General features: G+C 71.3%; 23 protein-coding genes. 11 read left to right on the top strand and 12 right to left on the bottom strand.

What is annotated here, in order from left to right; genetic code table 11:
- Positions 1-89: 89 nt before the first annotated feature.
- The gene (locus ACBJ59_RS28040; RefSeq protein WP_375113235.1) at positions 90-542 is read right to left on the bottom strand and encodes a DUF2000 domain-containing protein; all 453 of its coding nucleotides are present in this window, start codon (positions 540-542) and stop codon (positions 90-92) included.
- Positions 543-656: 114 nt separating this feature from the next.
- Between ACBJ59_RS28040 and ACBJ59_RS28035 the strand changes: the two genes are divergently transcribed.
- Entirely contained in the window at positions 657-1,154 is a 498-nt protein-coding gene (locus ACBJ59_RS28035) for an Lrp/AsnC family transcriptional regulator (RefSeq protein ID WP_375113234.1), read from the top strand.
- 215 nt (positions 1,155-1,369) lie between these two features.
- Here ACBJ59_RS28035 and pip read toward each other — a convergent pair whose 3' ends face one another.
- Together pip and ACBJ59_RS28025 are read right to left on the bottom strand one after the other, a co-directional pair.
- Positions 1,370-2,320 carry a prolyl aminopeptidase gene (gene pip, locus ACBJ59_RS28030; protein WP_375113233.1) on the bottom strand — a complete coding sequence of 317 codons (951 nt, stop codon included), beginning with the start codon at positions 2,318-2,320 and terminating at the stop codon, positions 1,370-1,372.
- 47 nt (positions 2,321-2,367) lie between these two features.
- Positions 2,368-2,934 (bottom strand): DUF6624 domain-containing protein, encoded by a 567-nt coding sequence (locus ACBJ59_RS28025; RefSeq protein ID WP_375113232.1) that lies wholly within the window; start codon positions 2,932-2,934, stop codon positions 2,368-2,370.
- Between the two features lie 108 nt (positions 2,935-3,042).
- Here ACBJ59_RS28025 and ACBJ59_RS28020 point away from each other — a divergent pair, with 108 nt between their 5' ends.
- Positions 3,043-3,903: a hypothetical protein gene (locus ACBJ59_RS28020; RefSeq protein WP_375113231.1), complete on the top strand. Its 861-nt coding sequence runs from the start codon at positions 3,043-3,045 to the stop codon at positions 3,901-3,903.
- A 292-nt stretch (positions 3,904-4,195) separates the two neighbouring features.
- On the opposite strand, the gene ACBJ59_RS28015 is transcribed toward ACBJ59_RS28020, so the two are convergent.
- Positions 4,196-4,585, bottom strand: coding sequence for a RidA family protein (locus ACBJ59_RS28015; RefSeq protein ID WP_375113230.1), 390 nt, complete (start codon positions 4,583-4,585; stop codon positions 4,196-4,198).
- A gap of 73 nt (positions 4,586-4,658) precedes the next feature.
- On the opposite strand from ACBJ59_RS28015, the gene ACBJ59_RS28010 reads away from it, so the two are divergent.
- On the top strand, positions 4,659-5,558 hold the full coding sequence (locus ACBJ59_RS28010) for a LysR family transcriptional regulator (RefSeq protein WP_375113229.1): 900 nt from the start codon (positions 4,659-4,661) through the stop codon (positions 5,556-5,558).
- Positions 5,559-5,562: 4 nt separating this feature from the next.
- Here ACBJ59_RS28010 and ACBJ59_RS28005 read toward each other — a convergent pair whose 3' ends face one another.
- The gene (locus tag ACBJ59_RS28005) at positions 5,563-5,835 is read right to left on the bottom strand and encodes an antibiotic biosynthesis monooxygenase (protein WP_375113228.1); all 273 of its coding nucleotides are present in this window, start codon (positions 5,833-5,835) and stop codon (positions 5,563-5,565) included.
- Positions 5,836-5,921: 86 nt separating this feature from the next.
- On the opposite strand from ACBJ59_RS28005, the gene ACBJ59_RS28000 reads away from it, so the two are divergent.
- The gene (locus ACBJ59_RS28000; RefSeq protein WP_375113227.1) at positions 5,922-6,572 is read left to right on the top strand and encodes a TetR/AcrR family transcriptional regulator; all 651 of its coding nucleotides are present in this window, start codon (positions 5,922-5,924) and stop codon (positions 6,570-6,572) included.
- Here ACBJ59_RS28000 and ACBJ59_RS27995 read toward each other — a convergent pair.
- Positions 6,512-7,723, bottom strand: coding sequence for a cytochrome P450 (locus ACBJ59_RS27995; protein ID WP_375113226.1), 1,212 nt, complete (start codon positions 7,721-7,723; stop codon positions 6,512-6,514). The two genes, ACBJ59_RS28000 and ACBJ59_RS27995, sit on opposite strands and share 61 nt — an antisense overlap.
- 140 nt (positions 7,724-7,863) lie before the next feature.
- Here ACBJ59_RS27995 and ACBJ59_RS27990 point away from each other — a divergent pair, with 140 nt between their 5' ends.
- Positions 7,864-8,349, top strand: coding sequence for a GNAT family N-acetyltransferase (locus ACBJ59_RS27990; RefSeq protein ID WP_375113225.1), 486 nt, complete (start codon positions 7,864-7,866; stop codon positions 8,347-8,349).
- A 3-nt stretch (positions 8,350-8,352) separates the two neighbouring features.
- On the opposite strand, the gene ACBJ59_RS27985 is transcribed toward ACBJ59_RS27990, so the two are convergent.
- On the bottom strand, positions 8,353-8,604 hold the full coding sequence (locus ACBJ59_RS27985) for a hypothetical protein (protein WP_375113224.1): 252 nt from the start codon (positions 8,602-8,604) through the stop codon (positions 8,353-8,355).
- 50 nt (positions 8,605-8,654) lie between these two features.
- Between ACBJ59_RS27985 and ACBJ59_RS27980 the strand changes: the two genes are divergently transcribed.
- Entirely contained in the window at positions 8,655-9,893 is a 1,239-nt protein-coding gene (locus ACBJ59_RS27980; protein WP_375113223.1) for an MFS transporter, read from the top strand.
- 259 nt (positions 9,894-10,152) lie between these two features.
- Positions 10,153-11,982 (top strand): rhamnogalacturonan lyase, encoded by a 1,830-nt coding sequence (locus ACBJ59_RS27975; protein ID WP_375113222.1) that lies wholly within the window; start codon positions 10,153-10,155, stop codon positions 11,980-11,982.
- Between the two features lie 83 nt (positions 11,983-12,065).
- Here the strand turns inward: ACBJ59_RS27975 and ACBJ59_RS27970 are convergent, their stop codons facing one another.
- Both ACBJ59_RS27970 and ACBJ59_RS27965 read right to left on the bottom strand, forming a co-directional pair.
- Positions 12,066-13,307, bottom strand: a complete 1,242-nt coding sequence (locus tag ACBJ59_RS27970; RefSeq protein WP_375113221.1) for a cytochrome P450 — start codon at positions 13,305-13,307, stop codon at positions 12,066-12,068.
- 133 nt (positions 13,308-13,440) lie between these two features.
- A complete protein-coding gene (locus tag ACBJ59_RS27965) occupies positions 13,441-14,043 on the bottom strand; it encodes a TetR-like C-terminal domain-containing protein (RefSeq protein WP_375113220.1) in 603 nt (200 codons plus the stop codon).
- Positions 14,044-14,128: 85 nt separating this feature from the next.
- Between ACBJ59_RS27965 and ACBJ59_RS27960 the strand changes: the two genes are divergently transcribed.
- A complete protein-coding gene (locus ACBJ59_RS27960) occupies positions 14,129-15,304 on the top strand; it encodes a DUF418 domain-containing protein (RefSeq protein WP_375113219.1) in 1,176 nt (391 codons plus the stop codon).
- A 61-nt stretch (positions 15,305-15,365) separates the two neighbouring features.
- Here ACBJ59_RS27960 and ACBJ59_RS27955 read toward each other — a convergent pair whose 3' ends face one another.
- Positions 15,366-16,625 (bottom strand): MFS transporter, encoded by a 1,260-nt coding sequence (locus tag ACBJ59_RS27955; RefSeq protein WP_375113218.1) that lies wholly within the window; start codon positions 16,623-16,625, stop codon positions 15,366-15,368.
- A 187-nt stretch (positions 16,626-16,812) separates the two neighbouring features.
- On the opposite strand from ACBJ59_RS27955, the gene ACBJ59_RS27950 reads away from it, so the two are divergent.
- On the top strand, positions 16,813-17,517 hold the full coding sequence (locus ACBJ59_RS27950; protein ID WP_375113217.1) for a transglutaminase domain-containing protein: 705 nt from the start codon (positions 16,813-16,815) through the stop codon (positions 17,515-17,517).
- A 67-nt stretch (positions 17,518-17,584) separates the two neighbouring features.
- Here ACBJ59_RS27950 and ACBJ59_RS27945 read toward each other — a convergent pair whose 3' ends face one another.
- Together ACBJ59_RS27945 and ACBJ59_RS27940 are read right to left on the bottom strand one after the other, a co-directional pair.
- Positions 17,585-17,932, bottom strand: coding sequence for a DoxX family protein (locus ACBJ59_RS27945; RefSeq protein WP_375113216.1), 348 nt, complete (start codon positions 17,930-17,932; stop codon positions 17,585-17,587).
- A gap of 242 nt (positions 17,933-18,174) precedes the next feature.
- Positions 18,175-19,056, bottom strand: a complete 882-nt coding sequence (locus ACBJ59_RS27940; protein ID WP_375113215.1) for a sigma-70 family RNA polymerase sigma factor — start codon at positions 19,054-19,056, stop codon at positions 18,175-18,177.
- A 151-nt stretch (positions 19,057-19,207) separates the two neighbouring features.
- Here ACBJ59_RS27940 and ACBJ59_RS27935 point away from each other — a divergent pair, with 151 nt between their 5' ends.
- Together ACBJ59_RS27935 and ACBJ59_RS27930 are read left to right on the top strand one after the other, a co-directional pair.
- Positions 19,208-19,501, top strand: a complete 294-nt coding sequence (locus ACBJ59_RS27935) for a hypothetical protein (protein ID WP_375113214.1) — start codon at positions 19,208-19,210, stop codon at positions 19,499-19,501.
- A gap of 284 nt (positions 19,502-19,785) precedes the next feature.
- Positions 19,786-21,012: a riboflavin synthase gene (locus tag ACBJ59_RS27930; protein ID WP_375113213.1), complete on the top strand. Its 1,227-nt coding sequence runs from the start codon at positions 19,786-19,788 to the stop codon at positions 21,010-21,012.
- Positions 21,013-21,020: the final 8 nt, after the last annotated feature.

Here is a 21,020-nt window from a genome sequence, read left to right as displayed (position 1 = left end):
CGCCGCCGCGATGCGCGGAACGTTAGCGGCTGCGACCGACAAAGGACCGGCCCGTAGATCACGATCTTGCGGCGGGCTGCTGAAGATCGCTAGCGCAGCAGCGGAAGCCTCCCGGTGAGCCGCTCGACCAGTGCCCGCGGGCCGAAGAGGCTGACCGCGTAGTAGGACGGCTCCTCCGTACGCGCGAGCTCGGCCAGGTAGTCGTCATAGACGTTGGCGCGCTGGGCGATGGTGGCCATGTCGGAGACCATCAGGTCGGGCTCGGCGGCGGCTTCGCTCCTGATCCGCGCGACGATCGCGGCCGGGGCGCCCAGCACCGTGCAGCCCGTCCACGGCAGCCCGGCGTGCGCGAGCCCGGAGGCGTCCACTCCGCCCGACCCGACGATGGCCGGGACGGCGACCCCGACGGACGCGGCCAGGCAGGCGGCGGCGTTCGCCTGCAGGCCCCGGGGCAGGTCGCTGTCGATCACGATCGCCCATTTGACCGCGAGCTCCTTGGTGGGCAGATCGGTACGGCGTTCGAGCTCGTCGAGCACGCTCATGCAAGGGTCCCTTCTCCGAAGTTCACCCTGAAGGTTCACACCGTTCCCGTCATTCCTACAAAACGAAAGCGCCGATTCCGAAGAAAATTCGGAGACCTGCGAGAAGATACGTACATGGACGAACTTGATACGGCCATCCTCGCCGAGCTGCAGCGCGACGGCCGCCAGACCAACCGCGAGCTGGCCGAGCACCTCGGCATCGCACCCTCGACCTGCCTCGAACGGGTGCGCTCGCTGCGGTCGGCCGGCGTGATCGAGGGCTTCCACGCCGAGGTCGACCTCGACGCGATCGGCCGTCCCGTGCAGGCGCTGATCAACGTGCGCCTGCACCCCAAGATCCGCGAGGCCGTCGAGGGCTTCCGCGACTACGTCGCCGCCCTGCCGGAGACGCTGGCCGTCTTCGTCGTGTCGGGCGGGGACGACTTCATCATCCAGGTGGGCGTGCGCGACGCGAGCCACCTGCGCGACTTCGTGCTCGACCACGTCGCGCGGCACCGCAACATCGCCGACGTGCGCACGTCGCTGGTCTACGACCACATCCGCAAGACGTCGGTCGAGGTGCTCCCGCCCGAGCGCCCCTCGCGCCGGCGCACCGGCGGCCGCAAAGGCTAAATAGGTGGTGTCCGAATGGCCGGCGAAGTACTGTTACGGCAGGTCAGCGAGCGGACAAGGCATGGCGATGCCGCCGGCGGCGCCTCGCCGCGCCCTGTCCGCCCGCCGGCCTGCGAACCCGCGGCTCGCCCCCGTACGGCATCGACCGACGGCGAGCGATGGTCACCAGGGGCACCGTCCAGACCCCCGATGATCGCGAGCCGCGGGTTCATCCCTCACCGGTCGGCGAACTCGGCGACGGCCGACCTGATGGCCTGCACGAACGTCTGGCTGCCGGTGTGCCCGGAGTCCTCCACCACGACCAGCTCGGCGTCCGGCCAGGCCTGGGCCAGCTCCCACGCCGTCTTCAGCGGGCCGCCCATGTCGAGGCGGCCGTGGACCAGCCTGCCGGGGATGCCGGCCAGCCGTCCCGCCTCGCGCAGCAGCACGCCCTCCTCCAGGAAGGCGCCGTTGGAGAAGTAGTGCGCGCAGATCCGGGTCATCGCCATGATGGCGTCGTCGGGACGGTCGCTGTAGGCGTTGGGCGTGCCGTTGCCCTCCAGCGAGATCACCGCGTCCTCCCAGGTGATCCAGTCGCGGGCGGCCTTCTCGCGGACCTTCTGGTCGGGGTCGGACAGCAGCCGCCCGTACGCTGCCAGGAGGTCGCCGTCGCGGTCCGCCTCGGGCACGCCCTGCCTGAACCGCTCCCACTCCTCGGGGAAGAACCGCCCGACGCCCCGGTAGAGCCAGTCGATCTCGGAGCGGCGCGTCATCGTGACGGCCGGGATGATGATCTCCGTCACCCGCTCGGGATGGGTCTCGGCGTAGGCCAGGATCAGCGTCGACCCCCACGACCCGCCGTACAGCAGCCACTTGTCGATGCCGAGGTGCTCCCGCAACCGCTCCATGTCGGCGATCAGGTGGTGGGTGGTGTTGTTGGTCAGGTCGGTGGCGGGGTCGGCGGCGTGCGGGCGGCTGCGGCCGCAGTTGCGCTGGTCGAACAGGACGGTACGGAACCGCTCGGGGTCGAAGGTGCGGCGCGCGTTGACCGAGCACCCCGATCCGGGTCCGCCGTGCACGATGAGCGCGGGCTTGCCGTCCGGATTTCCGCAGACCTCCCAGTAGATGAGGTTGCCCTCACCGGTGTCGAGCATGCCGTGCTCGTAGGGTTCGATCGGGGGACGCAAGGGGGCTCCTCTCCAGCAATGTAACAGCGCTTCAATATTAGCTGGAGTCACTGGGCCGACTTGAGCTCCTCGAGATACTCCCGCAGCGGCTTCAGGCCGGCGTCCGCGCGTCGTTCGTCCACTTTCGCCTGGTCCTCGATGGGGGTACGCGGCCGCCACTGCCCCTCGGGGCCGGTCTCCCACTGCGTGCCGTACACCTGCGGCCTCCCCTCCGCCACGCGCACCCGGTCCACGAGGAAGGCCAGGTCGGAGGGGTCGGCGTCGTCCTTGTCCACGGCCCGCCGCATCAGCTCCAGACCCCGCCGCTGCAGGTCCAGGTCGCGGTCGGCGTGCTGGACGAGCGCCCAGGCGGCGTGCGCGCCGTCCCTGCCGACCATGGCGTACCCGGGCCAGCCGTGCGCGCCGAGGATCTGGCGCATGCGGTCGGTGTTGGCCTTCTCCACCCGGTCCCAGTCCTCCTGGGACGCGTCCAGCGTCCTGACCTTCTGATCGAGCTCCAGCATCCGGAGCAACTCGGCGCGCAGCCCCGGGTTCGTGGGCGGGTCGTCGGAGCAGGCCGTGAGCAGTATCAGCGCGGCGATGAGCATGCCCAGAAAGGACTTTCCCTGCAGCATGGCGCCTACCAGTAAAGAGGGCTAGATCCAACTATGAAGTAATTGAACCACTACTAAGGGTACTGATCGCAGCGATAACCTGATCATCACCCTTGGGGAGCATCAATCATGTACAGGCATGCCGTTGCCGCATTCACCGCGACCACCGCCGTCCTGCTGGCCGGCGCCGGGGTCGCGAACGCGGAGACCGAGACCGCGGCCGACACCGCGCCGTGCAGGAACTACGACGGCATCAGCATCTACGTGTCGCCGCCTCCGCGGGTGGCGGGGACCGTCACCGCCGACGACATCAGGGGACTCATGGACTCGCTCGTCGCCGGCACCTCCCTCGAGAGGTTCTTCTCGCCGCCGCTGAGCCAGCCGTCCGTGCCGGGTTTCCCGGCTCCGTACTCGGCCGCGGGCCGGTACGCCGCCCCGAGCCCGGCCCCGTCGCCCGCCCCCAGCCTGTCGCCGTCGATCACCTCCGGCCCCGTCACGCCCACCCCCGCCACCCCGAGCCCCATCACGCCCGCCCCGGCCTCCCCAAGCCCGGCCACCCCGAGCCCATCCGCGTCCAGCCCGTCCACAACCGGCCTCTCGGCCGCCGATGCGGCCGATGTTTCCCACGTCTCGCCGGCGCGCATGATGCTGGAAGACCTCGTCGGCAAGGCGCTGGACTGCATCCGGATCACGGCGTCCCCCGGCACGGTGGTGCGGTCCACCTCCGTGCTCGACGCCTCCTCCGTCGCGAAGCTCACGGACGCGCTCATCATCAGGCACCGGGCCGCCTGCGCCCCGTCCACCGGCCCGTCGGCGGCCCCGCCCAGCCCGGCGACGCTGCTGGGGACACTCGGCGTGCCACAACTCCTGGACGCGCTGGTCGCCCACCCCACCACCTGCGCGTTCTCCGCGCCGTACACCGTCCCCGCCGGCGCGCTCCTGGACTCCCTCGGCGTCACCGACCTGCTCCACGACCTTGCGGGCGACTGACCTCCAGCCCGCGAGATGCCTGGACGCACTTCGTCGGACCGGCCTGGCACGCCGGCCACTGCCATCGCCGCCGTCTCCGTCGAAGGGGTCCCGCATGAGCACGTGCAGCGCGTCCGGGGCCGGGCCCGCGAGGGGCAGCCCTGCCTGACCACGGTCACAGGGGTTCGGGCAGGCGGCCCCGGCGCAGGCGCTGGTCGAGCTCCCACAGCGCCGTCCTGTCGTCGTCGTGGCGCAGGATCGCGTGGGCCGCCTCGTACGCCACTGACGCACAAGAGGATCGCAGCCGCGGGTCTCAGGCGGCGGATCGGCGCGCGTACACCTCGATCTCGATCTTCATCCGCGGATCGGCGAGGCCGCACATGAGCATGGTCGCGGCCGGCCGCACCTCGCCGAAGCATTCCCGCAGGACGGGCCAGCAGGGTTCGAAGTCGGCGCGGTCCGGCAGGAGGTAGCGCACGCGTACGACGTCGCCGAAGCCGCACCCGGCCTCCGCCAGGGCCGAGCCGATGTTGCGCAGGCACTGCGCGGCCTGCTCCACCACGTCGTCGGAGATCGTCATCGTCGAGTAGTCGAAGCCGGTCGTCCCCGAGACGTGCACCCAGTCGCCGTCCACCACGGCCCGGGCGTATCCGATCTGCTCCTCGAACGTGGAGCCGCTGAGGATCGCGCGTCGCTCTGTCATGCGCCGAAGGCTACGATGACCAGCACAGATACGTCTAATAGCGCCCGAACCATGAACTGATATCTCTAAAGGTATGGACCGCCCGGAACTCCCCCTCCCGCAACTGCACGCCTTCGTCGTGCTCGCCGAGGAGCTGCACTTCGGCCACGCCGCCGACCGCCTGGGCATCGCGCAACCGCCGCTGAGCCAGCAGATCCGCCGCCTCGAGAGCAAGGTCGGGCACGCGCTGTTCAGCCGCGCGCCGGGCCGGGTCGAGCTCACCCCGGCGGGCCGGGAGCTGCTGCCCGCCGCCCGCCGGGCGCTCGCCGAGCTGGAGGGCGGGCTGGCGGCGGCCCGCGCGGCGGGCAGCGGCCGGGCGGGCCGGATCCGGCTCGGGTTCGCCGCCTCGCTGGCGCTCACGATCCTGCCCGGCCTGCTGAACACCTACCGGGAGCGCTTTCCCGGTGTGCGCATCGAGATCCACGAGATGACCACGGCACCGCAGCTCGCCGCCCTGCACGACCGGCGGATCGACGTCGGCCTGCTGCGGGAGCCGCCGGACGACGAGCCGGGGCTGGGGTTCGCGACCGTGCTGAGCGAGCCGTTCGTGGCCGTGCTGCCCGCCGGCCACCCGCTGGCGGCGGGGCGTACGGTGCAGATCGCCCGGCTGGCCGGCTCGCCTTTCGTGCTGCTGCCGCGCGCCCACGGGCCCCGGCTGCACGACCGGATCGTCGGGATGTGCGAGGCGGCCGGGTTCACGCCGGAGATCGCGCAGCACGCGGTCGAGTGGCAGACCGTGTGCGCGCTGGTCGAGGCGGGTCTCGGCGTCTCGCTGGCGCCCGCGAGCATCAGGCGGATCCGGCTCAAGGGGGTCGCCTTCCGCCGGGTGGCGCCGACCGGCGTACGCACGAGCGTGGCCGTGGCCTGGCGCGCGGACGACGCGAACCCCCTCGTCGCCCGGCTGGTGGAGACGGTCGATCAGGGAGCGAGCTGAGGGCTCACCGGGGGATCAGCACGGTGGCCTGGTTGCTCCCGGGCACCACCCCGGCCCGCCGGTGCGCCTCCTTGAGCGCGTCGGAGGCGAAATGCCGCCGCATCGCCTGCGCGTCCGCGCACTCGAACAGCACCACGGCCTCCTCGGGCCGCTCTGCGTCGACGGTGACCAGGACGGTGCGCATCCCCGCGGCCTCCCTGACGCTCGCCAATCCGTCGAACGCCTCCCGCCACGTGTCGTAGTCGGCGAACCGCTGCCTGATGAGCAGGTACTCCATGGCCGTGCTCCTTATCTCATCGGTGTTGAGTTAAACGGTAGCCGAGAAAACGGCAAAACTCAACACCGATGAGTTAGTCTGGATCCGTGACCGAGCAACCGAAACGGGCAGGAGGCCGCCGGCCGGGCGCGACGCGTACGCGTGCCGAGATCCTGCAGGCCGCCCAGGAGAGCTTCGCTGAAAACGGCTACACCGGCACCACGATCCGCGGGGTGGCGCGGGCCGCGGGCGTCGATCCCGCACTGGTGCTGCAGTTCTTCGGCAGCAAGGACGGGCTGTTCGATGCCGCGCTGCGCGCCGACCCGCCCGTCGGCGACCTGGCCGAGCTCGCCGGCCAGGGCGAGCTGTCCGAGCTCGGGGCCCGCCTCGCCCGCCGCTACCTGGAGCTGTGGGAGGACCCGCGCACCGGCCCCAGGATGCTGGCGGTGATCAGGGCCGCCACCGCTTCGCCCAGCGCGTCCGCCATGGTCACGTCGTTCATGACGGACGCGGTGATGTTGCCCCTGGCCCGCGCCGTGCAGGCGGACGAGCCCGAGTTGCGCGCCGCCCTCACGGGCGCCTACCTGTTCGGCGTGGCGACGGCCCGCTACGTGCTCCGCATCGAGCCCCTGGCCTCGCTCGACACGGAGAGCGCCGTCGCCAGCCTGGCGCCGGTCGTCCAGCACCACCTCACCGGTCAGCTCCGGAGCACCACCGGCAGCTCCGTCGGCCCCTCCGTGATGAACGACGAGGTGTAAGGAACCTGGCCCTCGCTGAGCGCCAGCCGCAGCCCGGGGAACCGGCCGAACAACGACGACAGCGCGATCCGCATCTCGAGCCTGGCCAGCGGCGCGCCCAGGCAGAAGTGCGGGCCACGGCCGAAGCCGAGGTGCCCGTCCGGCTCGCGCGAGATGTCGAACCGCTCGGCGTCCCCGCCGAACCTGGCCGGGTCCGTGCCCGCCCCGCTGAGCCCGACCATGATCGGCTGTCCGGCCTGGATCGTCGTCCCGGCCACCCGCACGTCCTCGATCGGATAGCGGAACAGGACGCCGACCACCGAGTTGCGGCTGCGCAACGCCTCCTCGACCACCTGGTCCCAGGCGTTCTCCTTCTGCGCGACCGCGAGCTGCGCGGGATCGGCGCACAGGGCGACGACCGTGTTGGCGATCAGGTGCACGGTCGTCTCGTGGCCGGCGATCAGCACCAGCCACAGGATCCACAACATCTCCTCGTCGGACAGCCGGTCGCCGTCGTCCTCCTGCGCCCGGATGAGCCCGGTGGTGAGGTCGTCGCCCGGTTCGGCGCGCCTGCGCCCGATGAACCCGCCCAGGTACCCGAGCAGTTCCCCCGCGGCCGTGGCGGCCTCCTCCGGGGTGCTGACGTTCGACAGCAGCACGTTGGTCCATTCGCGGATCCGGTACCGCTCGTCCTCGGGCACGCCGAACAGCTCGCAGATCACCGCGATGGGCAGCGGCTCGCTGAAGTGCCGCACGAGGTCCACCACGTCGCCCTCGTCCGCCAGCCGGTCGAGCAGCTCGTCGGTGATCTCCTGGATGCGCGGGGCCATGGCCGCCACGCGGGCGGGTGTGAAGGCCCGGTTGATGAGGCCGCGCAGGCGGCGGTGGTCCGCGCCGTCCTTGGTCAGGAGGTGGTCGCCCTGGATGACCTGGCGGATCGGCCAGTCGGGCGGGATGGTGCCGTCGTGCAGCGCGGGGAAGTTCAGGGGGTTCTTGCTGTAGAGCGTCCCGTCGTTGGTGAGCACCTCGTTCACCGTCTCGTACGAGGTCACCAACCAGGCGTTGACCTTGCCCGGGAGCTCGATGGGCACGACCGGCCCGCTCTCGTCCCTGAACCGGCGGATTGTCTCGGACGTGCGTTCACCGGGCACCGGCATCTGCAGAGGATCCATAAGAACTCTCCGTGTAGGAAGTACTTCCCAGAGTCCCCTGCGCCCCGCCCGGGGCCAAGGTCGCTTCGTGTCACCGCGCAGCCGCCAACACCTGCCGACCCCGCCACCTTGGGGCCACAGGTTGGCCCTATCGTGGCCGGGTGACCATCATCGAGACGCCGCTCCTGGTCCTGCTCCCCCTGCGCCCGGAGCACGCCACCGAGATGGCCGCCGTGCTCGCCGACCCCGCCCTGCACGAGTTCACCGGTGGTGCCCCGCTCACCGAGCGGGAGCTGCGTACCCGCTACGAGCGGCTGGCCGCCGGGCCGCCCGGCTGGCGCAACTGGGTGATCTGGCTGCGCGAGGAGGAACGGCTGGCCGGCTACGTACAGGCCACGATCGACGGCCGCACCGCCGAGGTGGCCTGGGTGATCGGCACGCCGTGGCAGGGCCGCGGCCTGGCCGCCGCGGCCGCCAAGGCCATGATCGACCGGCTCATGGAGCAGGAGGTCGACACGGTGATCGCGCACATCCACCCCGGCCACGCGGCCTCGGCGGCCGTCGCCACCGCCGCCGGCCTGCACCCGACAGACCGCTGGGAGGACGGCGAGATCCGCTGGGAGCGCACCTCGGCCGGCCCCGCCTGACTCTCAGGCCCGGCGCGCCCGTACGAGCCGCATGATCAGCCAGCACGCGACCGGATAGCCGACCAGGACCCAGCGTGCCACCTCCCATGCCTGCACGAAGTAGCCGATGCAGCCGGTGTAGTGGCCGCAGTGCCGTTCGTCCGCGAAGAACTGGGCCATGACCACGGCCCAGACGAAGGGGGCGACGAAGATGGCGACCCCCGCCACGATCGCCAGGACGACGCGACTGCCCGGCCTCTTCGTCTCCGAACTCATCTGCGAATCTTGACATGCGGGAGGTCGCCCCACCATAGGAAGATGTCCGGATGATCACCCCCAGCCGGTTACGGTGGCTCCGGCTGCTCTTCGCCTTCGCCGCTTTCGCCCTTTCCGTCGACTTCCTGCGGGACGCGCTGCTCCTGGTCCGGAGCCCCGAGGTGGACCGCCACGCCTGGGCCCTGCTGGAGGAGATCGCGGCGCCTCTCGCCGCCATCCTGCTGGGGCTGCCGTTCGGGGTGCTCATCGACCGGGTACGCCGCCGCAGCGTGCTGATCGCGATGGCCCTGCTCGGCACGACGGCGCTCGCCGCGGTCGCGGCGGCCGACGGCGCGGGCCTGCTGGGCGGGCCGCTGCTCTTCACCGTGCTGATGGTGACGACGGCCCTGGGGGCGCTGGCGCCGATCGGCAGCGAGACCTACCTGCCGTCCGTGGTGGGCCGCGAGCGCCTGGTCACGGCGAACGCGCTGCTGTCCGTGTCACCGTCCTTCATCATGTTCGCCCTCGCGGCGGCGCTGTCCCTGGCCGACCACCTCGACGAGGTCGGGTTCCCGATCGTCGTCGGCGTGCTGATGGCGGTGGCGGCGCTGGCGTTCCGCGGGGTCACCGCCGTCGAGGAGCCCCCGCCGCCCAGGACCGGCTTCTGGCGGGAGGCGGCGGAGGGCGTGCGCTTCACCGTACGCGAGCCTGCGCTGCGGGCGATCGCCGTGTACCTCGTCGCGTCGGAGCTGTTCGAGCAGGTCGCCCACGAGGTGATGAACGAGACGCGGCAGGCGGCGGCAGCGGCGGGTGACCTGCCGATGGGCTACTTCTACTCCCTCATGTCCACGTTCTCGTCCGTCGCCTCGCTCCTCCTGGGAGCGCTGCTGGCCGTGCTGCTCCACCGCAGGCACGCCCCCTTCCGCCTGGCCTGGGCGGCCCTGCTGGCGAGCCAGCCGTTCACCCTGCTGCTGGCGCTGTCCGGCACGGCCTGGGGCCAGCTGTGGCACGCGTTCGGCACCTTCGTCCCGCAGACCGGGACGGTCATCGTCGCGATCCTGCTGATCAGCCACCGCCAGGCGATCACCCCCGACCGGCTGCTCGGCCGGGTCAGCGGCCTGCTGGTCGGCCTCGTCGCGCTGGCCGACAGCGCGGGAGAGCTGCTGGAGGCGCCCGCCGAGTGGCTGGCCGGGATCGGCGGCCCGGCGCCCACGCCCCTGACCCTGCTCCCCGGTGCGGCCCTCGCCGCGGCGCTGGCCCTGGCCGCCGCCGTCCCCCTCCTGCGCCGGCCGGAGCGAGCACTGACGTGAAGTCAAGCTGCGGGTAAAAGGGGCGCGGAAGACTCCTTGCGGATCAATTATCGCCAGGCTTTAATACGGCCTGGCGCCGCCCCAGGCACCCCTGACGCCGACGAGGAGCCCCTGTGACCATCCCCGCAGGTCGGGCAGCATTTTCCACCGCATGCATTCTCCGCGTCGGCCTGTTAGCGCTATCACCTCCTCACTCCGCACCATGAAACTTTCTTTTCGCCCATCGGGAAAGCGCTTACCACAAGTAAAGGAAACCCCCATGCGCTTACACCTGGCCGCCGCGACCGCCGTCCTGGCCCTGGCCGCGACCACGATCGCCGCCGCCCCCGCCCAAGCCGCGCCACCCACGAAGCAGATGGAGGACCTGGACCGAGGGCTGATCAGCGTGCGCTCCGGCTCCGGCAACCTCGTCTCCTGGAGACTGCTCGGCACCGATCCCGACGGCGTCTCCTTCAACGTCTACCGGGGCTCCACCCGGGTGGCCTCGGGGCTCACCGCCGCCACCAACTACCTGGACAACGGCGCCGCCGCCGACGCCTCGTACACCGTGCGCGCGGTCGTCGGAGGGGCCGAGCAGGCCGCCTCCCCCGCCTCACTCCGCTTCACCGGCGGGTCCTACCTGGACGTCCCCATCCAGCCGCCGTCGGGCGGCACCACCCCTGACGGGGTCGCCTACACCTACAGCGCGAACGACGCCAGTGTGGGCGACGTGGACGGCGACGGCCAGTACGAGATCATCCTGAAGTGGGACCCGTCCAACGCCAAGGACAACTCCCAGTCCGGCTACACCGGCAACGTGTTCGTCGACGCCTACCGGCTGAACGGCACCCGGCTGTGGCGCATCGACCTGGGCCGCAACATCCGCGCGGGCGCCCACTACACGCAGTTCCAGGTGTACGACTACGACGGCGACGGCCGGGCCGAGGTCGCGATGAAGACCGCCGACGGCACCAGAGACGGCGCCGGGACCGTGATCGGCAACGCCGGCGCCGACCACCGCAACTCCGGCGGCTACATCCTCAGCGGCCCCGAGTACCTGACCATGTTCAACGGCCTGACGGGCGCCGCGATGTCCACGGTCAACTACGACCCGCCGCGCGGCGCGGTCTCCTCGTGGGGCGACAACTACGGCAACCGCGTGGACCGCTTCCTGGCCGGGACGGCGTACCTGGACGGCGAACGCCCCTCGCTCATCATGGCCCGCGGCTACTACACCCGCAGCGTCATCGCCGCCTGGGACTTCCGCAACGGCACGCTCACCAAGCGGTGGACGTTCGACAGCAACTCGGCGGGCTCGCAGTACGCCGGGCAGGGCAGCCACAGCCTGTCAGTCGGCGACGTCGACCAGGACGGCCGCGACGAGATCGTGTACGGCGCGATGGCCGTGAACGACAACGGCACCGGCATGTGGAGCACCCGCACCGGCCACGGGGACGCCCAGCACCTGGGCGACTTCGACCCGGCCCGGGCCGGCCTGGAGTACTTCAAGGTCAGCGAGTCCACCTCCCAGCCCGGCTCGCTCTACGTCGACCCGCGCAACGGCTCGATCCTCTGGTCCACCCCTTCCGGCTCCGACAACGGGCGCGGCGTGGCCGGGGACATCTCGACGGTCCGGGTCGCCGGTGAGTTCTGGTCGGCCGCCGACGCCAACCTGCGCAGCGTCACCGGCAACACCGCGGGCCGCAAGCCGTCCTCGGTCAACTTCCTCATCTGGTGGGACGCCGACCCGGTCAGGGAGCTGCTCGACCAGACCAGGATCGACAAGTACGGCACCAGCTCCGACACCCGCCTGCTGACCGCCTCGGGCGTGCACTCCAACAACGGCACCAAGGCGACCCCGTCGCTGTCGGCCGACCTGTTCGGCGACTGGCGCGAGGAGGTCGTCTGGCCCACCTCGGACAACCGCGCCCTGCGTATCCATTCCACGACGACCCCGACGGACCGGCGCATCTACACCCTGATGCACGACCCCCTCTACCGCGTGTCGGTGGCCTGGCAGAACACCGCCTACAACCAGCCGCCGCACACGGGCTTCTTCCTCGGCGACCGCATGGCCACCCCGCCGAGGCCGGACATCTACGTGCGCTGATCCCGGCTCGGCATGTTTGAGACCGCGGAGCGCCCGGCCGGGCTACGGCCGGGCCTCCGCGCGGTGCCCGGTCAGCTCGAAGATCAGGTGAGGGTGTAGCGGATCGGCAGGCGTTTGAGGCCGCCCACGAACGTGGTGGCGGTCCACGCCGGCTCCCCGTCCAGCTCGACGGCGGCCAGCCGGGGAACGAGCTCGGCGAACAGCGCGCGGATCTCCATGCGGGCCAGCGCGGCGCCCAGGCAGTAGTGGACGCCGAAGCCGAACGCCAGGTGCCGGTTCGGGTCGCGGCCGACGTCGAAGCGGAACGGGTCGTCGAAGACCTCCTCGTCCCGGTTGGCCGACGGGTACGACAGCAGCACCGCCTCGCCCTTCCTGATGGGCGTGCCGTTGACCTGGGTGTCGGCCGAGGCGGTGCGCATGAAGGACTTCACCGGGCTCACCCACCGGATCATCTCCTCGGCCGCCGACGGCAGCAGGCCGGGATCCGCGCGCAGCCGCCGCAGCTCGGCCGGGTGCCGGATGAGCGCCTCCAGCCCGCCCGCGATGGTGGAGCTCGTGGTGTCGTGGCCGGCCGTGGCGATGAGGACGTAGTAGGAGGCGGCGACGTTGTCGTCCAGCAGCTCCCCGTCGACGCGGGCGTTGGCGATCTCCGAGGCGAGGTCGCCGGTGGGCCGGGCACGGCGCCGCGCGGTCAGGTCGTGGAAATAGGCGAAGAAGTCCTCCAGCACCGCGGTGTGGTCCTGCGGGGTGCCGCCGCGCCCGGTGTCGCTGTCGTCCTGGCCGAACATCTCCTGCGTGAGCCGCAACATGCGCGGGAAGTCGGACTCGGGGAGCCCCAGCAGGGAGAGGATCACGTACAGCGGGTAGTGGACGGCGACCTGCCGGACGAAGTCGCAGCTGCCGCCGAGCTCCGCCATCGTGTCGACGTGGCGTCTGGCGAGCTCGCGCACTCGCGTCTCCAGCGTGCGCATGGCCTTGGGCCGGAACCAGTCGGCGCCGACTGCGCGCAGGACGCGGTGCTCCGGGTCGTCCATGTGCACGATGCTCCTGAGGCTGGTCCCCTTGGCCCGGCGCGCTTCGAGCGCGGCGTCGAGCCCCGCGGTCCGCAGCACGGGGCGGGGCGCGCTGAGCCACAGGGCGTGGTCGCGCTCGATCTCCAGGATGTCCGCGTGCCGGGTGACGGCCCAGAACGGGGTGTATCCGGGCACGTCGACGTGGTGGACGGGGGCCTCGCGGCGCAGCAGCGTGAGCGCCTCGTGCAGCCGGGCCTCGTCGGTGTACGCGGTGGGTGTGGCGAGCACACGCCCGGCTTCGCTCACGGACATGCTCGGAGTCTCCTGTCCATCGGGGGTGGGGGATGCCTTCGGCCAGGAGGTGCCATTCCCCCTGCGCCACCGCGCCATGCGGTCGGGCCCGCGAGGGTTGTGGCTGTCATGGGCGTCGTGGCCGTCGTGGCCGTCATGGGCGTCGCGGGCCCAGGCCGATGGCGGGCAGGATCGCCTGGTCGACGATCGCAACGAGGTCCTCGTCGGTGGGTGGTGCCCCGCTGTCGATCAGGCGCTTGGTGACAAGGGCCTCGCCGATGTCGGCCACGACCGGGGTGAGCAGCTCGGCCGGGAAGCGGCCCTGGTCGGCGTAGTGCTGGAGCACGGTGCGGGTGAACGTACCGCCCCGGTTGGCGAAGACCCGCTCGAACAGCGCCTCGGACATCAGCGCCGCGCTCTTCGGGTCGGTGAGGATGGCGGCGACCGCGCGGCCCGCCGGGCTGAGGGCCCAGTCGACCATGAGGCGCAGGGCCTTGACCAGGTCGCCGCGCAGGTCACCGGCCCCGGGGGTCGGCTCCTCGACCGGGTGCTGGTGGTAGAGCGCATCGAGGAGCACCTCGATCGGGTCCGACCAGCGGCGGTACAGCGTGGTGCGGGGCGTGGCCGCCCGCCGGCCGATGCCGTCCATGGTCAGCCGCCCCACACCGACCTCCACCACCTCTTCCAGCACGGCGTCGTGGATGGCCTTGATCAGCTCTTCGCCGCGCCGGCGCGACCTGGCGCCGTGGTCTCCCATCGCCACCCCTCTTGCGTAGCTACACGTGTGTAGCTTACCTTGAAGCATTAGCTACAGTTTTGTATCTAATTCTGAGGGGACAGCCATGTCCATCGCCCCACCGGCTCCCGCTGACGGAGCCACTCCCATCACCCGGCGCGCGCTCGCGCCCGATCTCGCGCGTGGCCTGATGCTGCTGCTCATCGCGCTGGCGCACGCGCACATGTACCTGTCCGGGCACACTGCCGGCTTCCGCGGCTACGCCCTCGACGGCGGCGCGCTCGACCGGCTGGTCGCCGGCGTACAGATCCTGCTGGTCGACGGGCGGGCGTTACCGATGTTCGCCGCCCTGTTCGGCTACGGCCTGGTGCAGCTGGCCAATCGGCAGCTCGCCGCGGGCCGGAGCTGGCCGCAGGTGCGCAAGGTGCTGCGCCGCCGGAGCCTCTGGTTGCTGGCGTTCGGGTTCTGCCACGCGCTGCTGCTGTTCTTCGGCGACATCCTCGGCGCGTACGGGCTGGTCGGGCTCGTGCTCGTCGGGTTCGTCCGGCGCGCGGACCGGGCCGTGCTGCGGGCCGCCGTCGCCGGGCTCGTGCTGCACGTCGTGGTGCTGTTCGCGTTCGGGCTGCTCACCATCTCCGCGCCCAAGGGCGACACGCCCGCCGCCATGGCGGACCCGATCGAGGCGACGGTGATGCGGCTGATCGGGTGGTCCGGGATGACGCCCACCTACTTCGCCGCCAGCGTGGTGCCGGCCTTCCTGTTCGGGATCTGGGCGGCCCGCCGCCGCGTGCTGGAGGACCCCCTGGCGCACCGTGACCTGCTCTCCCGGGTCGCCGTCCTGGGCACGGGGGTGGCCGTCGCCGGAGGGGTGCCGCTGACGCTGATCGACACCCAGGTCTGGATCCCGTCGGACATGGTGGCCGTGTCGGCGTACGCGCTGCACAGCCTGACGGGCATCGCCGGCGGGCTCGCGTACGCGGCGATCGTCGGACTCTTCGCCGGCCGGCTGCGGCGCGGGGTCCCCGGCCCGGTCGTCAGGGCGCTCACCGCGTGCGGCCAGTGGTCGCTGACCTGCTATCTCCTCCAGTCAGTGGTCTTCGTGGCGGTGTTCGCCCCGTACACGGGAGGGCTCGGCACGCGGGTCGGCGACGCCGCGGCGTCCGGTATCGCGGTGCTGACCTGGCTGGCCACCGTGGCGCTCGCCGCGCTGCTGGCCCCCGGCGGCCGGCGAGGACCGGCCGAGGCGGCGCTGCGGCGGCTGACGTACAGGTCTCGACAGTAGCGCCGCTGCGGGTCAGCCCGGACAGCACCACCGTCCCGCCGCCTCCCGGCGCGAACCTCGTTCATGAGGTCCCGGAAGGAGCGGAAGCGCGGGCCGGCAGGCGGCGCTCCAGCCGCAGCGTACAGACGATCGCCGCGACGTTGACCACCCCGAGGACGAGGAACGGCACCGCGTGACCGACGCCGAACAGGGTGGTGAAGAACACCGGCGCGATGATCTCCGCCACGACGAAGGAGTACTGGAACACCGCGAGGTAGCGTCCGCGCGCCTGGGCCGGGGAGAGCTCGGCCGCCAACGCCATGGAGGCGGGAGCGTGCATGACCTCCGCGACCGTGAACAGCAGCGTCGAGACGACGAGCGCCGCCACCGGCCACGCACCGTGCCCCTGGGTGACGGCCGCGAGCGCCAGTCCCCAGCCCGACCACAGCCCCGCGGCGGCACACAGGACACGGGTGCGGCGGTACGGTGCGAGCCGGCGCGTGATGGTGCTGCCCAGCAGCGCGATGAGGATCGCGTTGCCGACCAGGACCGCCGAGGTCAGCCGGCCGGGCCCGCTCATGGCGGCCGTGACGAACGTCGGCAGCGCGAGCCCGAGCATGAGCGTCGACAGGGCGAAAAGGCTGTTGAGCGCGGTGAGACCCATGAACGCCCGGTCCTTGACCAGGGCCCGGTACCCGACGAGGCCGGGCACGGGCCGTTCCAGACGACGGGGCGGCCCCGGAGGGTGCGACGGACGCGGCAGGCGCGACGGGCGTGACGGGCGCCACGGACGCGGCACGGCCGCGAGCGCGAGGGCGGCCAGCGCGAAGCAGGCGAAACAGGCGTAGGCGACCGCGTGATAGGCGCCCGGCTGGCCATCGGCGACGAGCAGGCCGGTGATGAGCCCGCCCGCACCGATCCCCACGGTCCGGGCGATGTTCGCCCGCGCGTACCAGAGGTCCTTGCGGGCGGAGGCGTGGTGGTCGGCATGGTCGGCGATGAGCGTGAAGATCGACGACCAGTAGAACCGGACCCCGACCGCGCCGGCCGCCGAGGCAAGGAAGATGCCGACGGGTTCGTCGACCCGCGCGTAGGCGAGGAAGGACAGCGCCTGGAGCAGTTGGGCACCGATCACCAGGCGGCGCGCGCCGTACCGGTCGGCCAGCACCCCCGCCCACAGCGGGATGGGAATCGCGACCGCGTTGGCCGCGCCGAGCAGGACGCCCAGCATGGCGAGCGGGACGTCGGTGAGCACGGTGAAGTACACGATCGACAACGGCAGGAAGAGCCCGCTGCCGACGGAGGTGAGCAGCAGGGAACAGACGAGTGCGGCGGACGGCATGACGGAGCCTCGCGTTTTCAGCTCAGGAGGAACCCCTGGGCCGACGGGAAGCGGCGCGGGCCATCAGGGGCGGTATGACGTGACAGGCGGTGACCCGTCGCGCTAGACGTCCATGAGCTGCATGGCGCGACCTTACTGGATTCCCCCTGACATCGATATCGCATTTTCCGGCCTTTATGATCATCGAATGACCCCGGCGCTTCGACGATCGCGGCACAGGAGCGCGCACGCTCTGCCGCGAACGGCGGCGCCCACGGCCATCCTCGACTGGAGACACCCCCGGCTGCTGGAGTTGGCCGCCGAGGCCGGTGACATCGGCGCCGGAGCGGACCGAGCAACCCTGACAGCGGCCCACCAGCTCATCGCGGCCCGCGTACGCCCGGTGTACGCCATGAACGAAAGGCAGCCCGCCTCCACGACGCTGCGCCTTGGACGCGGCTCGTGCAGCCAACGGCTGGCGTTGCTGGAGGCCGTGGCCCGCGCCTGCGGGATCGCCAGCCGGGTCAGAGGGCTGCTGGTCGACGGGCGCTTCTGGCACCCCCGGTTCCCGCGCCTGCGCGCGCTGGTCCCTCGGCGGGTCGTGCTCGCCTGGCCGGAGTTCTTCCTGGACGGCCAGTGGGTGAGCGTGTCCGAGCTCTACGCCCCTCTGAGCGCGCCGCGGACGGGAGGCCGCTTCACCAACACCGGCAGTGAGACCCTCTTCGACGCGATCACGCGCACTGCCGTGGACTGGGACGGCGGCACCTGCTCCTCATGCGACCTGTCAGCTCAGGTGCTGGCCGATCTGGGCTCCTTCGACTCCCGCGACGACCTGTTCAGCGAACACGGGCAAACCCTGTGCCTGCCGGTCCGCATCCCCGCAAATCTCATCATGGGCCGCCGGGCGGCCTGAGAAGCCTCCGGCGAGGAGAGCCTCCTGAAGCGGTCGCTCAGGCCCGTCTCCGGCAGGTCGCACGCCGTCAGGCGGTGACGCCCAGCACCAGGGTGACGATGACCGGCGCGAGGTACAGCAGCGGGTAGGGAATGTGCACGTACGAACGTGCGCGGAGCACGGTGATGACGGCGCCGACGAAGTACAGCACCAGGCCGGCCCCGGCCAGGATGCCGATGACGGGCACGAGCAGGCCGACCAGCAGGCCCACCGCTCCGGCGGCCTTGGCGGCGCCGAGCCAGGGCCACCACGAGCGGGGCACACCGTACTCGGCCAGCGGTTCGACAACCCACTTCGCGCGGGTGAGCACGGAGTAGGCGGAGAAACCCACCCAGGCGGCGGTGAGGGTGGTGACGACAACGTGAACAGCAGACATCTGGGGTGCTCCTTCGCTTCGGCCACCGGGGGCGGGGCCCGCCGGCTGGCTCGGGATCCGGTCCGGGTGGGTCGGTCACTGCCTTGACCCGCCGCGATCCGTCCATGTGACCGAGGCCGAATGTGACGTGCGCCACACACGAAAGGAGCAGGTTACCGGAGGACGGATCGAAGCGATCCCCCTCTGAGCGCGTTGCCAGGGGGCGGATCCAAGCGATCCGCCCCCGGCCCCGGCGACAGGCGTCAGTCGAGGACTGCCAGTTCGAGCCGACGGAGGGTGTCAGGCTCGGCGATGACGTCGATGGCGGTGATGAGACCGTCGACGACGGTGAAGGTGAGCGCCACGCGCAGGTGGCCGTGGGTGGCCATGGCGAGGCCGACGGTGCCGTCGATGAGGGCCGGTCCGGTGAACTGGGCCCGCTGCATCGCGGCCATCGCGCCCTTGGCGACGGGCTCGGCTCCGTGCACGATGACGGGCTCGGGCGTGGGGATGACGGCCTTGTCGGCCCGCAGCACGACCTCGGGGTGGAGCAGGGTGATCAGCGCCTGGAAGTCCCGTCCCCGGGTGGCGGACAGGAACGCGCCGACGATCTCCCGCTGGCGGGTCAGGTCGGCGGTGGGTGCGGGTGCGGCCCCCTTGACGCGGCGGCGGGCGCGGCTGGCCAGTTGCCGGGTGGCGTCCGGTGACCGCTCCAGCATCGGGGCGATCTCCTCGAACGGTACGGCGAACAGATCGTGCAGCACGAACGCGACCCGCTCGGCCGGCGTCAGGGTGTCGAGCACCACCAGCAGCGCCACCCCCACGGAGTCGGCCAGCACCGCTTCCTGCTCGGGGTCCCCACCTGAGGCAGGGCCCAGCAGCGGATCGGCCTCGTGGACGTCCAGCGGATCCTCGCGACGGTGCTCGCGCGAGCGCAGCATGTTCAGGCACACCCGCGCCACCACCGTGGTCAGCCACCCGGCGAGGTTGTGCACCTGGCCGACGTCGGCCCGGCTGGCCCGCAACCAGGCCTCCTGCAGCGCGTCGTCGGCCTCGCTCAGCGAGCCGAGCATCCGGTAGGCCACCGCCCGCAGATGCGACCGGTGCTCGCCGAACCGCTCGGCCAGCCACTCGTCTTCGTTCACGCGTCACATTCCTTCGGCAGCCGGCGTCTGAGCAGCAGATCGATACAACACGGGATCAAAGTATCGACAGGTACATTGCTTGACATATCAGGCCCAACGGAGGAGCCATGACTTCACCCATCCTGCCGACCAAACGGACGAGCTGATCCCCGTGACCCGCTTCCACAGCGGATTCACCCGCTGGATGGAACAACGCCTCCTCCGCGAGGACCCCGACGACCTCATCGAGGCGATCGGGATCCTGGCCCGCACCGAAGGCCTCCCATCCGACGTCGCGGACTTCGTAGCCGCCATGACCGGCACCACGACCAGCGACGTCATCGCCGCGTACAAGACCGACAACACCGCCTGGGCCAGGACGCAAGCGGTGTTCGACCGGCCCGACCTGACCGCACTCGACGACCACCTCGACACGATCGCCCATTGCCTCCGACCGGAACATTGACCCCGCGGCGCCCGCCTACCGCCGTCCCACCCCATCCCGCCACGGCCAGGAGGATGACGGAACCCGCCACTTGACGTCGACGGACACCGAATGCCATTCACTTTGACGGTGCCGCCGGTTATCGTGGAAGCGGTGCGATTCCAGGTGCGGCGGTGACAGCCCGCCAGTTTCTCCATGGAGGAACGATCCGGCGCGACTCCGGAGCCACGCGGTGAAACCCCGCCCCCTCTCGGACCCGCACGAAGACGGTCCCTGATGCCACCGGCAGCACGAAGGGGATGGACATGTTCACCGGCAGAATTCACGAGATCGGCGTGATCGAGTCCGTCGGCTCGAAGGGAATCATCGTACGAGCGGCCAAGTGCGCCGGACGGCTGGTCCCGGGCGGCTCGCTGAACGTCGCAGGAGTCTGCGTGACCGCCGAGCGCGTGGAGCGCGACCTGGTCAGCACCTCGATCAGCGCGGAGACGCGCCGCCGGACGACCTTCGACCAGCTGCTGGCCCCCGGGCTCCGGGTGAACCTCGAAGCACCCCTGTCCGTCGGCGACCCCCTCGACGGGCATCTGGTGCAGGGCCATGTCGACGCTGTCGGGAAGGTCGTACGTATCGACAACGATCTCGGTGTGGGCAAGCGGTTGTGGATCCGCCCGCCGGACCGGTTCATCCGCAGGATCGCCGCCAAGGGGTCCATCGCGGTCGACGGCGTGAGCCTGACCGTGGCCGAGATCGTCAAGGACCGGTTCTCGGTGGTGCTGATCCCGTCCACCCTCGCCGGCACGACCCTGGCCGACCTGTCCGAAGGCGACCGGGTCAACATCGAGTCCGACGTGGTGAGCCGCCTGGCGGCCGCCGACCCCGGCTCCGCGAGCGCGAACGTCGCCCGCGCGGTCGCGGCGCTGGGCTGGGCCGGCCATCTCTCCGGGCGGATCGGGGTGGAGAAGGCGGTGCAGCAGTTCGCCGCCGGGGGCGCGGTCATGGTGTGGGATCCCGACCGCGAGGCCGAGGGCGACGTCATCTTCGCCGGTGCGGACCTGCGTCCGGCCGCCTTCACCTTCCTGCTGACCGAGGTGTACGGCTACCCGTGCGTACCGTGCGCGCCGGAGATCCTGGAGCGGCTCGAGATCCCGGCCCTCGCGGGCAACGGAGATCGTCAGGGTACGGCCTTCCACACCCCCGTGGACCTGGCCGCCGGCACAGGCACCGGGGTCAGTGCCGCCGAACGCGCCGCGACCGTCCGGCACCTCGCCCACCCCCAGTCCCGGCCCGCCGACTTCGCCTCGCCGGGCCACGTCATCCCGCTCGCCGCCCGCCCGGGCCTGCTGCGGGAACGAGCCGGCCACACCGAATCGACCGTCGCCATGTGCCTGGCCTCGGGCCTGCCCCCGGTGGGCGTGTGCTGCGAGGTGATGAAACGCGACGGCACCATGGCCGGCGCGGCCGACCTCGAGGCGTTCGCCCTGCGCTGGGGACTGCCCCTGGTCGACATCGACGACCTCCGTACCTGGCTGTGAGGCGGTGT

Source organism: Nonomuraea sp. MTCD27 (genome assembly GCF_041950495.1).
GTDB lineage: Bacteria > Actinomycetota > Actinomycetes > Streptosporangiales > Streptosporangiaceae > Nonomuraea.
The sequence above is the reverse complement of the archived record's forward strand: the minus strand, read 5'-3'. Positions and strand labels throughout refer to the sequence as shown.

Coding starts and splice junctions, on each gene's coding strand:
- ACBJ59_RS28040 (WP_375113235.1), bottom strand. CDS start 542: ATGAGCGTGCTCGACGAGCTCGAACGCCGTACCGATCTGCCCACCAAG.
- ACBJ59_RS28035 (WP_375113234.1), top strand. CDS start 657: ATGGACGAACTTGATACGGCCATCCTCGCCGAGCTGCAGCGCGACGGC.
- ACBJ59_RS28025 (WP_375113232.1), bottom strand. CDS start 2,934: ATGCTGCAGGGAAAGTCCTTTCTGGGCATGCTCATCGCCGCGCTGATA.
- ACBJ59_RS28020 (WP_375113231.1), top strand. CDS start 3,043: ATGTACAGGCATGCCGTTGCCGCATTCACCGCGACCACCGCCGTCCTG.
- ACBJ59_RS28015 (WP_375113230.1), bottom strand. CDS start 4,585: ATGACAGAGCGACGCGCGATCCTCAGCGGCTCCACGTTCGAGGAGCAG.
- ACBJ59_RS28010 (WP_375113229.1), top strand. CDS start 4,659: ATGGACCGCCCGGAACTCCCCCTCCCGCAACTGCACGCCTTCGTCGTG.
- ACBJ59_RS28005 (WP_375113228.1), bottom strand. CDS start 5,835: ATGGAGTACCTGCTCATCAGGCAGCGGTTCGCCGACTACGACACGTGG.
- ACBJ59_RS27995 (WP_375113226.1), bottom strand. CDS start 7,723: ATGGATCCTCTGCAGATGCCGGTGCCCGGTGAACGCACGTCCGAGACA.
- ACBJ59_RS27985 (WP_375113224.1), bottom strand. CDS start 8,604: ATGAGTTCGGAGACGAAGAGGCCGGGCAGTCGCGTCGTCCTGGCGATC.
- ACBJ59_RS27980 (WP_375113223.1), top strand. CDS start 8,655: ATGATCACCCCCAGCCGGTTACGGTGGCTCCGGCTGCTCTTCGCCTTC.
- ACBJ59_RS27975 (WP_375113222.1), top strand. CDS start 10,153: ATGCGCTTACACCTGGCCGCCGCGACCGCCGTCCTGGCCCTGGCCGCG.
- ACBJ59_RS27970 (WP_375113221.1), bottom strand. CDS start 13,307: ATGTCCGTGAGCGAAGCCGGGCGTGTGCTCGCCACACCCACCGCGTAC.
- ACBJ59_RS27965 (WP_375113220.1), bottom strand. CDS start 14,043: ATGGGAGACCACGGCGCCAGGTCGCGCCGGCGCGGCGAAGAGCTGATC.
- ACBJ59_RS27960 (WP_375113219.1), top strand. CDS start 14,129: ATGTCCATCGCCCCACCGGCTCCCGCTGACGGAGCCACTCCCATCACC.
- ACBJ59_RS27955 (WP_375113218.1), bottom strand. CDS start 16,625: ATGCCGTCCGCCGCACTCGTCTGTTCCCTGCTGCTCACCTCCGTCGGC.
- ACBJ59_RS27950 (WP_375113217.1), top strand. CDS start 16,813: ATGACCCCGGCGCTTCGACGATCGCGGCACAGGAGCGCGCACGCTCTG.
- ACBJ59_RS27945 (WP_375113216.1), bottom strand. CDS start 17,932: ATGTCTGCTGTTCACGTTGTCGTCACCACCCTCACCGCCGCCTGGGTG.
- ACBJ59_RS27930 (WP_375113213.1), top strand. CDS start 19,786: ATGTTCACCGGCAGAATTCACGAGATCGGCGTGATCGAGTCCGTCGGC.